General features: G+C 72.2%; 10 protein-coding genes. 7 read left to right on the forward strand and 3 right to left on the reverse strand.

Translation table 11 applies throughout. The features are described 5' to 3' along the window. The first annotated feature begins 52 nt into the window (after positions 1-52). Entirely contained in the window at positions 53-1,639 is a 1,587-nt protein-coding gene (locus ACFY2A_RS22990; RefSeq protein ID WP_387174459.1) for an MDR family MFS transporter, read from the forward strand. Between the two features lie 22 nt (positions 1,640-1,661). Here the strand turns inward: ACFY2A_RS22990 and ACFY2A_RS22995 are convergent, their stop codons facing one another. Further along, entirely contained in the window at positions 1,662-3,347 is a 1,686-nt protein-coding gene (locus ACFY2A_RS22995) for a tetratricopeptide repeat protein (RefSeq protein ID WP_387174461.1), read from the reverse strand. Positions 3,348-3,541: 194 nt separating this feature from the next. Between ACFY2A_RS22995 and ACFY2A_RS23000 the strand changes: the two genes are divergently transcribed. Together ACFY2A_RS23000 and ACFY2A_RS23005 are read left to right on the forward strand one after the other, a co-directional pair. Continuing rightward, positions 3,542-4,573, forward strand: coding sequence for an SIS domain-containing protein (locus ACFY2A_RS23000; protein WP_387174592.1), 1,032 nt, complete (start codon positions 3,542-3,544; stop codon positions 4,571-4,573). A gap of 25 nt (positions 4,574-4,598) precedes the next feature. Then, a complete protein-coding gene (locus ACFY2A_RS23005) occupies positions 4,599-6,146 on the forward strand; it encodes a sensor histidine kinase (protein WP_387174463.1) in 1,548 nt (515 codons plus the stop codon). 15 nt (positions 6,147-6,161) lie between these two features. On the opposite strand, the gene ACFY2A_RS23010 is transcribed toward ACFY2A_RS23005, so the two are convergent. Beyond that, positions 6,162-7,649: a glycosyltransferase family 39 protein gene (locus ACFY2A_RS23010; RefSeq protein WP_387174594.1), complete on the reverse strand. Its 1,488-nt coding sequence runs from the start codon at positions 7,647-7,649 to the stop codon at positions 6,162-6,164. 389 nt (positions 7,650-8,038) lie between these two features. Here ACFY2A_RS23010 and ACFY2A_RS23015 point away from each other — a divergent pair, with 389 nt between their 5' ends. Genes ACFY2A_RS23015 through ACFY2A_RS23030 form a run of 4 tightly spaced genes read left to right on the forward strand, consistent with a single transcriptional unit; the run spans position 8,039 to position 11,431 of the window. Next, positions 8,039-9,730, forward strand: a complete 1,692-nt coding sequence (locus tag ACFY2A_RS23015; RefSeq protein WP_387174465.1) for a nitrite/sulfite reductase — start codon at positions 8,039-8,041, stop codon at positions 9,728-9,730. Further along, positions 9,727-9,888, forward strand: a complete 162-nt coding sequence (locus ACFY2A_RS23020; protein WP_166458566.1) for a hypothetical protein — start codon at positions 9,727-9,729, stop codon at positions 9,886-9,888. Before ACFY2A_RS23015 ends, ACFY2A_RS23020 begins: the two co-directional genes overlap by 4 nt. Continuing rightward, positions 9,885-10,649: a phosphoadenylyl-sulfate reductase gene (locus tag ACFY2A_RS23025; protein WP_387174467.1), complete on the forward strand. Its 765-nt coding sequence runs from the start codon at positions 9,885-9,887 to the stop codon at positions 10,647-10,649. The genes ACFY2A_RS23020 and ACFY2A_RS23025 overlap by 4 nt, the downstream gene beginning before the upstream one ends. Further along, positions 10,631-11,431, forward strand: a complete 801-nt coding sequence (locus ACFY2A_RS23030; RefSeq protein WP_387174469.1) for a sirohydrochlorin chelatase — start codon at positions 10,631-10,633, stop codon at positions 11,429-11,431. Before ACFY2A_RS23025 ends, ACFY2A_RS23030 begins: the two co-directional genes overlap by 19 nt. Before the next feature lie 175 nt (positions 11,432-11,606). Here ACFY2A_RS23030 and ACFY2A_RS23035 read toward each other — a convergent pair whose 3' ends face one another. Further along, entirely contained in the window at positions 11,607-11,864 is a 258-nt protein-coding gene (locus tag ACFY2A_RS23035; RefSeq protein ID WP_007072794.1) for a WhiB family transcriptional regulator, read from the reverse strand. Positions 11,865-12,285 lie beyond the last annotated feature (421 nt).

Raw genomic sequence — 12,285 nt, forward strand, 5'->3', positions numbered from 1 at the left:
GACTAGCCGGGCGGCAAGTAAGTGCGCCGCATCTCGGGGGGAGAGCTTACCGATGGCCCAGCAGAACCAGGCTGCCGTGCGACCCAATGTGCGGGTCGTGCTTTTCGGTCTGATGATCGCCATGATGCTGGCGATGCTCGACAACATGATCGTCAGCACCGCGCTGCCCCGCATCGTGGGCGAGTTCGGCGGGCTCAACCACTTCACCTGGGTGGTGACCGCGTACGTGCTGGGGACCACCGTCTCCACCCCGATCTGGGGCAAGCTCGGCGACCTCTACGGCCGTAAGGCGGTCTTCCTCACCGCCGTGGTGATCTTCCTGGTCGGTTCCGCGCTGTGCGGCATGGCCGGCTCGGGTTTCCTCGGCGGTCCCGACGACGGCATGGTCCAGTTGATCGCCTTCCGGGCCGTCCAGGGTCTGGGCGCCGGTGGCTTGATGGTGGGCGTCATGGCGATCATCGGCGACCTGGTGCCGCCCCGCGAGCGCGGTCGCTACCAGGGCATGATCGCCGGGATCATGGCGATCGCGATGGTCGCCGGTCCGCTGGTCGGCGGCTTCATCACCGATCACCTCTCCTGGCGTTGGGCGTTCTACGTCAACCTGCCACTGGGCGGTGTGGCGCTGGTGCTGCTGATCGCCACCATGCACCTGCCCAAGTACCGCACCGAGCACCGCATCGACTGGCTCGGCGCCGCCCTGCTGTCGGTCGGCATCACCGGGATCGTGTTGATCACCACCTGGGGCGGCAACGAGTCCGCCTGGGCCTCCCCGCAGATCCTCGGCCTCGCCGTACTGGCCGTCGCGGCGCTGGTGCTGTTCGGGTTCGTCGAGCGCCGGGTCCCCGAGCCGATTCTGCCGCTGCGGCTCTTCGCCAACCGGAACTTCGCCCTCATCTCGGTGATCGGCTTCCTGCTCGGCTTCGCGATGTTCGGCGCGATGAACTTCCTGCCGCTGTACCAGCAGACCGTGCAGGGCGCCTCGGCCACCAACTCCGGCCTGCTGCTGCTGCCGTTGATGTTCGGCATGCTGCTGGTCTCGCTTGTCGTCGGCCGGGCGATCACCCGGACCGGGCGGTACCGGATCTTCCCGATCGTCGGCGGCGGGGTGATGACGGTCGGGCTCGCCCTGCTGAGCCTGCTGGACGTGGACACCAGCAGGTTCTCCTCGTCGCTCTACATGCTCGTGCTCGGTGCCGGCATGGGCTTCCTCATGCAGACCTCCATGCTGATCGCGCAGAACAGCGTCGCCCAGAAGGACCTGGGGGCGGCCAGTGGCGCGGCCACCTTCTTCCGCTCCATCGGTGGGTCGTTCGGCATCTCGTTGTTCGGCGCCATCTTCGCCAACCGGCTGGCCGGCTCGGCTGCCGGCAGTGCGTTCAGCGGTGGCGGTGAGGCCGGCGCGGCGATGAACATCGAACAGCTCCGGGAGTTGCCGGCGCAGGCCCGCGAACTGGTGCTCGGTGGGCTCGCCGACGCGATCTCGCACGTGTTCCTCTGGGCGGTGCTCTTCGCCGTCGTGGTCCCGGTGCTGGCCTGGTTCATCCGGGAGATCCCGTTGCGCACGAGCAACGAGCCGGAGCCGGACAGCAGCGGGCAGGAGCAGGCCGAGGCCGACCTGGCCCGGTCACCGGCCGCCTGACGGACACCACCCAGGCGGAGGTTCAGGGCGTGCCGCGCGGGCGCGTCCGCCACGGTGGCAGGAGACGACGCAGCAGGGTCCGCAGTGCGCCGCGACGCTGGCCGGCGGTCACCCCGGCCAGCGTCCGCGCGGTGGCGACGGTCTCCGGGTCGAGATCCGGCGTGGCCAGCGCCAGATGTGCCAGGGAGGCCGCGTTGGGCACCGGATGTTGCCGGGCCGCTGCGGCCACCGCCGCCAGCCGCTCGCTGACCAGTGCGGCCACGTCGGGGCGGATCGACGGGTCGACCCAGGCGGCGGTCACCAGGGCGAACAGGGCCGCCTCGGTGACCTCTGGCACCTCGCGCGCCAACTCCACCAGCACCCGCCGCCGGGTCGAGTCCGCCCACGGCTCATCGGTGCGGTGGTGCAGCAGCCCGAGGCAGGTCCAGACCTGCACACAGCGCAACCACAGCGCCGGGTCCTGGCCGGAGAGCACCCGCCCCAGCGCGGTCTGCGGAGTCTCCGGCGGGTGGGCCAGCAGGCCGAGCAGGTCGGCCAGGTCGAGCGTGGCCAGGCCGACCGCCGCGTCGTAGGCCGCCGGTGGATGCGGCCAGGCCGGGTGGGCGAGCTCACGCAGGCGGCGGGCGGCCTCCGTCGACGGCGGAGGCGGCGTGGGGCGCGTCGCCGGCTGCGACCCGTCGACGTTGGCGGTGCCGGGTTGCCCGGAGATCCCGGTGACCGGCGCGGCCGGCGTCAACTGACCCAGCCAGGGACGCCCGCGACAGCATTCGGCCAGGTCACCGTGCTCGTGCGAGTCGTCCGGGTGGTCGCGGGTGAAATCCGCCAGTGCCACCAGGTGACGCACCGCACCGTCGCGCAGGAATCGTAGGCGGTGCGCGGTGTGTACCGCGCAGTCGAAGGACGGGTTGCGGGCCAGGGCACGCTCGATCCAGCCCAGCGCCTCCGCCAGCCGGCCGTGGTCGGCCAGGGTGCCGGCGATGTCGGCGTACACCGCCAGATCGTCCGGGTCGTGCTCGACGGCGCGGCGCAGCGCGGCGAGCGCCTCGCGGGTCCGGCCGGCGCTACGCAGCGCGTACCCAAGCCACACCTCGCCCATCTTCGACGGCGCCGCGCGTACGCCCCGGCTGGCCCAGCGGACCGCGAGCGGAACCTCCTCCATCCGCCGGGCCAGCGCGGACGCGGTGCCCAGCAGCAGAGCGTGCTCCGGGTGGACGGTGATCGCGTTGCGGGCGAGCGTGAGGTACGGCGACAGGGCGCTGCGGTCCAATGCGGGAACCGGATCGGGAATGGCGGCGCAGACCTGCATCAGCACCCGGCCCGCCTGCTCGGGTCCGAGACGCTCGGCCAACTCGGGCGAGGTCACCCAGGGCACCCCCGCCCAGTCGGCCCCGGGTGCGTGTGCGGTGGCGGCGACCAGCAGGTCAAGGCCCTCGGCCGGGCGGCCGGCCGCGGCGAGCAGATGCGCCCGGGCGACCACGGCGCCGACGAACGTGTGGTGCTGCAACGGGAACAGGTCGATCCCGCCGTCGCCGCTGGCGGCGGCCAGCCGGGCGAGGGTCTCGTGCACCTCGGGCAGCGTCGGTGCCCGGGCCAGCGCCGCCGCGACGTGGTCGGCGGCATGCGTCAGCTCGCCGGAATCCAGGGCCCGCCGGGCCAGGATCAGCTCCTCCGTCGCCGGCAGCGCCCGGTCGTCCGTTCCCTCGGCCACGTGGTCCTCTCGCTCGTCGGTACCGGTTGCGCGGTGAGGTCGGGTCAGCGTAGGTGACGAGGGCCAGTTTTGGTGATCCACTGCGCACTTCTGCTCATTTGATTGCTCAGGCCGTCTTTACGGTGCAAGACTGAGCAGCAATCGCGCGGATATCGCGCAGGGGAGGAGTTTCCGTGACGCGCCCAGGTAGCGGCATGGCCGCCGACATCGACGAGCAGCCGGCCGGTTACGAGCGGTTGCTCTCCACCGAGCACGCCACAGCCATCGCCCGGGTGGCCGCGACCGTCGCCGAGCGCCGACCCCGGCACGTGGTGTTCACCGCACGCGGCACCTCGGACCATGCCGCGCTCTACGGCGCCTACCTCAGCGAGATCCGCCTCGGCCTGCCGGCCGGCCTGGCCTCGCCCAGCGCGGTCACCCTCTTCGGCGCCCGGCCCGACCTTTCCGACGCCCTGGTCGTCGGGGTCAGCCAGAGCGGCGGATCGCCCGACCTGACGGAGGTGCTCCGGGCCGCCCGCGACTCCGGTGCCCTCACCCTCGCCGTCACCAACGCACCGGACTCCCCGCTGGCCACGACCGCGGAGCTGTCCGTGGACATCGCGGCGGGACACGAGCGGGCGGTGGCCGCCACCAAGACCTACACGGCCGAACTGCTCGCCCTGCTGATGCTTGTGGAGGGGATCCGGGCCGGTGACGGCGCGCTGCCCGCCGAGGAGCGCCGGGCGCTGGCCGACCTGCCCGAGCTGGCCGCCCGCACCCTCACCGACCCCGTCGCGGCTCAGCTCGCGCCGCGCTACCGCTTCGCCGCCCAGATCGTCACCACCGGCCGGGGGTACGCGTACCCGACCGCCCGGGAGGCGGCGCTGAAGCTGATGGAGACGTCGTACCTGCCGGCGCTGGCGTTCTCCGGCGCCGACCTGCTGCACGGGCCGCTGGCCATGACCGACCCGGACGTGCCGGTGCTGGCGGTGGTCGGCTCGGGGCCGGGCGGGCGGTCGATGGGCGAGGTGCTGCCCCGGCTCGGTGAGCGCCGCGCCGACGTGGTGGTGGTCGGCTCCGCCGAGATCGACGGTGCCACCCGCCTCGCCGTCCCCGAGGTCGACGAGCGGTACGCCCCGCTGCTGGACATCCTGCCGTTGCAGCGGCTGGCGTTGGCGCTCGCCCTGACCCGGGGCGAGGATCCGGACGCGCCGCGCGGGTTGAAGAAGGTCACCGCGACGAGGTGACGGTCGGCGTGGCACGCTGGTCGGCGTGTCAACGCTGCGTGATCTCGCCGAGGAGCACACCCGCCTGCGCCGGGTCGACATCGACCACCTGCACCGCATCGCCGGTGACTGGCAGTTGCTGTCCGACCTCTCCTTCGCCGACCTGCTGCTCTGGGTTCCGGTGGACGGCGAGGGCAGCTACCTCTGCGTGGCCCAGGTCCGCCCGACCACCGCGCCCACCGCGTACCAGGACGACCAGGTGGGACGGATCGTGGGCGGCCCGGAGGTGGCGCACCTGGAGGTCGCCTACCGGCAGGGGCGCATCTGGCGGGAGGGCGACCCGGTCTGGTACGGCGACGTGCCCGCCCGGCACGAGGCGATCCCGGTCCGGCTGCGTGCGGCCGACGGCGAATCCGGCGTGGTGATCGCCGTGGTGGGCCGGGACACCAACCTCTCCACCGCCCGTACGCCCAGCCAGTTGGAGTTGAACTACCTGACCACCGCCGACGACCTCGCGCAGATGATCGCCGACGGCACCTTCCCGCCGCCCCGGCACCCGGGCGAGACCACCTCGGCGCCGCGGGTCGGTGACGGGCTGGTGCGGCTGGACGCGGGTGGCAAGGTCACCTACGCCAGCCCCAACGCGCAGTCGGCGTACCGCCGCCTGGGTCACGCCTCGCTGCTGGTCGGTGAGGATCTCGCGGTGCTGCACCGGCGGCTGGCCGGTGACCCCCTGGAGGGCACGGACGCCGCGAACGGCATCCTCGCCGCGTTGCGCGGCGAGGCCCCGCCGCGGCGGGAGATCGACGCGCGCGGGGCGACGATGCTCACCCGGGCCCTGCCACTGATGCCCGCCGGTGTGCCGATCGGCGCGCTGGTGCTGGTCCGCGACATCACCGAGGTACGCCGACGCGACCGTGCGCTGATCACGAAGGACGCCACCATCCGGGAGATCCACCACCGGGTGAAGAACAACCTGCAGACGGTGGCGGCGCTGCTGCGCCTACAGGCCCGGCGGGTGTCCATGCCGGAGGCGCGGGTGGCTTTGGAGGAGTCCGTACGCCGGGTGGCGTCGATCGCTCTGGTCCACGAGACGCTCGCCATGTCCAGCGACGAGGCGGTGGAGTTCGACGGGATCGTCGACCGGGTGGCCAACGCGGCTACCGAGGTGGCGGCGACCGAGGTGACCGTCGCGATGCGCCGGACGGGCACCTTCGGCGTGCTGCCGGCCGAGATCGCCACCTCGTTGGTGATGGTGCTCAACGAGTTGCTGCTCAACGCCGTCGAACACGGCTTCCCGCCGGCTGGTGACGACGCCCCGGTGATCGTCGGCCCGCCGAAGCCGGAGGTGGTGGTCTCGGCTCATCGGCTCCGCAAGATGCTGAACGTCACGGTCACGGACAACGGTCGGGGCCTGCCGGCGGGGTTCGACGCCGAGGGCGGTGCCAAGCTCGGGTTGCAGATCGTCCGGGCGCTGGTCACCGGGGAACTGCGCGGCACCATCGAGTTGCGCCCCGGCGCCGACGGTGGCACCGAGGCGTTTCTGGCCCTTCCGCTGGCGCGCAGCGCACCCGAGGGGCGCGGCGGCGGATGATCTTCCGCCCATCGGTCAGGGCGCGGTCAGCAGGGCGAGGGTGATGCCGGGGTGCGGCCACACCTGGGTCACCGCGAAGCGGTCGCGTAGCGCGTCGCCCTTGGCGCCGGGCACGGCGGCCAGTGGATCGGATCGTCGTCCGGCCAGCACCAGCCATATCCGGTCGACCCCGGCCAGGCACTCCGCTGGCCGGTCGCACTCGGCGGCCCACAGGTCACCCCGACGTTGCTGCCCCTCGGCCAGCAGCGCGTCCCGCGGGGTCCGACCGCCGAGGTGATAGCGCAGGCCGAGATCGAGAAAGAGCCAGCTGCCCCGGGGCGAGTAGACCACCGCGTCACCGGGCTGCCGATCCCTCGCGACGATCTCGGCCACCGCCCGGTAGTCCACAGTCGCGCTGCGTGGCCACTCGTGGGTGCGGCGTAGCGCGGCCTGGTCGGGCAGGCCGAGCAGGCCGGCCAGGGCCACCACCGCGAGTGCGGCGGGCAGCCGGGCGGCGGCGAGCGCCGCGCCGGCCAGCAGGCAGCCGAAGGGCACCACGAAGACCAGGTAGCGGGGCACCCAGAGGGGGACGACCAGCCCGGCGAGAAAGAGCAGCAGCACCGGCGCCAGGACGCAGCTCACCGGCAGCAGCCCCCGGCGGCCCGCCCGGGCCGCGCCGAGCGCGGCGAGTCCGAGCAGCACGCCGCCGACCACGCCGCTCTGCGCCACCCCGCCGGCCAGCGCGGCCAGGTCTCCAGGTCGGGCGGCGTCCACCCAGTCGAGCTGCCGGGCCCGCTGTCCCCGGGCGACCAGGGCCAGCGGCACCACCGTCACCGCCACCGGCACCAGGGCGGCCAGCCAGTATCCGACCATCCGGCCCGGCGACTCCCGTTTCCCAGCACCGCTCGACCCGTCACCCCGGCCCTCGACATCGGCGGGATCGGCGTGGACCGTCCTGGTCAGCACGGCGACCGCGTGGGCGGCGAGGAGGGTCAGGGCCACCAGGTGGGTGAGCCCGAGAGCGGTGGTCGCCGCCGCGTAGCCGAGCCAGCGTCGCCGAGCGGGCCGCCGCAACGCGTCGACAAGCAGCAGCGTACTCAGCACGGCGAGCGCGCTGGCCAGAGCGTACGGCCGCGCCTCCTGCCCGTACCGGGAGGTGCCGGGGAGCACCGCGAACAGTAGGCCGGCGAGGGTGCCGACGCGGGTGTCCCACAGCCGGTGTCCAAGTACGGCGGTCAGACCGGCGGTCGCGGCCATGGCCAGGGCGGAGGGCAGGCGCAGCGCGGCCACCGAGTCGCCGGCCGCCGCCAACCAGGCGTGCATGAACAGGTAGTAGGGGCCGGTGGCGGCGTCGATGGTGCCGGCCAGCCGGAACAGGCCGGTAAGTCCTCGGGTGGCGGCACTCCAGGTCGCCAACTCGTCGCGCCACAGTTGAGCGGCGTCCAGACCCACAAGCGTTGCCAGCAGGGTGACGGTCGCCGGCGCCAGCCACACCGGTACCGAGCGCAGGCGTCCTCCGCTCAGCCGGACGCCGATCCCAGCCGCCGGAATCGACCTATCGGACAAATCCCCCACGTCGCGAGCCTGCCACACGGTGACGCTCGGGGGAGCCGGCAGCGACCGCCCGTGATGTGGGATCACGCACGTGACCATTGGCCGCCCCGCCCGAGGTATGGCAGCATGACGTCCATGACTGCCGCTGTCGTGCGCCGCTTCGTGGCTCGTCGCCACGTCGATTACGGCCGCGTGCGCAGCGCCATCTGTCCGGCTTACTGACGACGCCCGACCATTCCTGCCTCGGGCACGCAGCGCGCCGGCCGTGCAGAGACATCGCTGTCCACGGTCCCTCCGGGAACCGGTCGTCGCGCCCGCGCAGCCCCACCGAGGCGCAGCAGACAACGGAGGACGCCGCGATGGCAGTCAGCGAGATCCCGGCCCGCCCGCCGCGGGCGCCCCGGCGCCCCCGTGGTGAGGGCCAGTGGGCGCTCGGGCACCGGGAGCCCCTCAACCCCAATGAGCGGATCAAGAAGGACGACGATCCGCTGAACGTCCGCGCCCGCATCGAGAACATCTACGCCCACCGTGGATTCGCCTCCATCGACCCGCAGGATCTGCGCGGCCGGTTCCGGTGGTGGGGCCTGTACACCCAGCGGAAGGCGGGCATCGACGGCGGGCGTACCGCCGTGCTGGAACCGCACGAGTTGGAAGACGAGTTCTTCATGCTGCGGGTACGCGTCGACGGCGGCCAGCTCGACCTGACCCAGTTGCGGACGATCGCCGAGATCTCGCGGGAGTTCGCCCGGGACACCGCGGACATCACCGACCGGCAGAACATCCAATACCACTGGATCCGGGTCGAGGACATGCCGGAGATCTGGCGGCGGCTGGAGTCGGTCGGGTTGCAGACCACCGAGGCGTGCGGCGACTGTCCCCGGATCGTGCTGGGCAGCCCGGTGGCCGGGGTGGCCGAGACCGAGCGGGTCGACCCCACTCCCGCCATCGACGAGATCGTCAAGCGGTACGTCGGCGACAAGCAGTTCTCCAACCTGCCGCGCAAGTTCAAGTCGTCGATCTCCTGGCTGGTGGACACCCCGTACGAGGCGAACGACATCGCCTTCCTCGGTGTCGATCACCCGGAGCACGGCCCGGGCTTCGACCTGTGGGTCGGCGGGGGCCTGTCCACCAACCCGATGCTGGCCCAGCGGCTCGGTGCCTGGGTACCGCTGGCCGAGGTACCCGACGTCTGGGCCGGCGTGGTCGGCATCTTCCGCGACTACGGCTACCGCCGGCTGCGCAACCGCGCCCGGCTGAAGTTCCTGGTCGCCGACTGGGGTTTGGCGAAGTTCCGGGAGGTGCTGGAGAAGGAGTACCTCGGTCGGACGCTGCTCGACGGCCCCGCCCCGGCACTGCCGGAGCGGCCGATCGACCACATCGGTGTGCACCGGCAGCGCGACGGCCGCAACTACGTCGGTGCCGCCCCGGTGGTGGGGCGGGTCTCCGGAACCCAGCTCGCCCAGCTCGCGGACGTGGTCGAGGCGCACGGCAGCGAGCGGGTGCGACTCACCGCGTACCAGAAGCTGCTGGTGCTCGACGTGCCGCCGGAGCGGACGGAGTCGCTGATCGGGGGCCTGCGCGAGATCGGCCTGGAGGCCCAGCCGTCGGCCTGGCGGCGCGGCACCATGGCCTGCACCGGCATCGAGTACTGCAAGCTCGCCATCGTCGAGACCAAGGCGCGCGGCGAGGAACTGGTGGACCGGCTGGAGCAGCGACTGCGCGACTTCGACGCGGACATCTCCATCCACATCAACGGCTGCCCCAACGCCTGCGCCCGCACCCAGGTCGCCGACATCGGCCTCAAGGGGCAGTTGGTGACCGGGCCGGACGGCCGTCAGGTGGAGGGCTTCCAGGTGCATCTCGGCGGTGGGCTCGGCATGGCCGAGGGGCGCACCGCAGGCTTCGGGCGCAAGCTCCGTGGCCTGAAGACGACCGCCGAGGAGCTGCCCGGGTACGTCGAGCGGCTGGCCGTTCGCTACCTGGCCGGCCGGACCGAGGGCGAGACGTTCGCCAACTGGGTGATTCGGGTCGACGAGGAGGAACTGCGATGAGTGGTGAGACTCGTTCCGTGCCGCTGTACTGCCCGTACTGCGGCGAGGAGGATCTGCGGCCGAGTGAGACCGGGCACGGTGCATGGGAGTGCCACGCCTGCGCGCGGGTCTTCACGGTCAGGTTCAGCGGCCTGCTCTCCCGGGCGGTGAACCGGTGAGCGCCCTGGTCTCCGCCGCCGGCCTGGGCCTGGTCGGCACCGCCGCCGTGGCCACCGCCGATCCGTCCCGACGCGACCCCGACGAACTGCGGGTGCTGGCCGAACGGGCCGGCCGGGAGCTGGAGGGCGCGCCCGCGTCGGAGATCGCACGGTGGGCGGCGGAGACCTTCGGAAACCGGTTCTGCGTGACCAGCTCGATGGCCGACGCCGTCCTCGCCCACCTGGTCTCCCGGGTCGCACCCGGGGTGGACGTGGTCTTTCTCGACACCGGGCTGCACTTCCCGGAGACTCTCGCGGTCCGCGACGAGGTGGCCCGCACGCTCCCGGTGAACGTCCGGTCCATCCGGCCGCGACTCACCGTGGGTCAACAGGACGGCGAGTACGGACCGCGGCTGTTCAACAGGTCCCCGGACGAATGCTGCCAGCTGCGCAAGGTGGAGCCGCTGGAGCGGGCACTTACCGACTATGACGCGTGGGCCGCCGGCCTGCGTCGCGACGAGTCGCCGACCCGCGCCAACACGCCGGTGGTGACCTTCGACGCGCGTCGGGGCAAGGTGAAGGTCAATCCGATCGCGGCCTGGACGCAGGCGGACGTCGACACGTACATCGCGCGGTGGAACGTGCCGGTCAACGAGCTGTTCCGGCGCGGCTACGGCTCGATCGGTTGCTGGCCGTGCACCCGGCGGACCGGAGCCGGTGAGGACCCACGGGCCGGTCGCTGGGCGATGTTCGAGAAGACCGAGTGCGGGCTGCACGTCTGACCGGAGGCGTCGGCCCAGGTGCCGGCCCGACCGGCGAGCCCCGGTCGGACGGCGATCCGCTGCTGCTGGTCGCCCACGGCAGTCGCGATCCCCGGGCGGCCGAGGCGACCAGGGCTCTGGCCCGGGCGGTCGCCGCCGCTCGCCCGGGTACCCCGGTGCTGGCGAGCTGGCTCGACCATACCGAGCCCGACCCGACCGAGGCGCTGCGCGGGCTGGTCGCGGCCGGCTACTCCCGAGCGGTTCTGGTGCCGCTGCTGCTGACCGCCGCCTACCACCGCCGGGTCGACATTCCGGCGGCGGTGGCGGCGGCCCAGCGATCCGGCCCACCGATCCAGGTGCGGGTCACCGACGTGCTCGGGCCGGTGCGGGGTGAGGTGGACCCGGCGCTGCTGGCCGGGTTGCGGCGGCGGCTGGGCGAGGCGCGGCCGGGTCGGTGCGACGCCGTGGTGCTGGCCGCTGCGGGCACCCGGGACGCCGCGGCCCGGGGATCCGTCGGCCGGGTGGCTGCCGCGTTGGGCGCGGCCCTGAACATCCCGACCCGGGTGTCGTACGCCTCGGCGGCGCCGCCGGATGCCGGTGCGGCGGTGAACCGGCTGCGGGCGGCTGGCGCGCGACGGGTGGCCGTGGCGGCTTACTTCCTGGCCCCCGGGTTGTTCCACGACTCGGTGACGGCGTCTGCCCGGGACGCGGGTGCGGTCGCCGTGGCATCCCCGCTCACCGACGTACCGGATCTGGTGGACCTGATAATCCGCCGGGTAACCACCACGCCGACTCACCCCTGACTCTCCGTACCGACCGAAGAACCGCGCAACGTCAGGCGTGTTGCGGCCGCAATTTTCGCCGACGCAGCACTAGCGATGATATTGCGGGGAACATGAACGGTGATTCAGGTTGGGCAGCAGAACGCCCCGGCGGGCTGAGCCGGCCGGGGCGTTTCGCTTCGTACGTGTGTAGTGGTCAGGCGGAGTGAGCGCGCAGCACCCGGAGGCCGCCGCGACGCTTGACGGCGCGCCGCTCCTCCTCGCTCATCCCGCCCCAGACGCCAGCGTCCTGACCGGATTCCAGCGCCCACTGCAGGCACTGGTCGGTCACGGAGCAGCGCCGGCAGACGGCCTTGGCCTGCTCGACCTGCAGGAGAGCCGGACCGGACGTCCCGATCGGGAAGAACAGCTCCGGGTCCTCGTCGCGGCAGACAGCATGGTGACGCCAGTCCATGGCGGCAACACTCCTCATTCTGGATGGGTGGCAGATGTTGCTTGTTGGTGCTTTTCCTATATGCATCCGCATTGCCGATGGTGACGCTTCGCGTCCGCCATTTCGGCAATGCGTGAGCAGGCTGTTGGCCCCGGAAGCCTGCTGGAAAAGCTCAACTTGCCGAGCATGTCCAGGCAATGTCCCGGTAACTCAAGTTCGCTTGTGAATACTTTCACGAACTCACGCGATGTCAAGGGTGGCGCTCGGAAAAACTCCGGACGGTGAGCAAGCCCACAACCCATTTGTCCGGGTTCCAGATCTCTCCGGCTACCCGTCGTATCACAGTCGAGGATCAATATAGTACAGTCCGCCGCGCATTGCTGACATTTCCGGCATCCGTCCCGGGTGTCGCAGCCGTCGCGCCGGGGGTGCCGCCGACTAC

It is taken from the genome of Micromonospora sp. NPDC000442, from assembly GCF_042898635.1.
In the GTDB taxonomy this organism is placed as follows: domain Bacteria; phylum Actinomycetota; class Actinomycetes; order Mycobacteriales; family Micromonosporaceae; genus Micromonospora.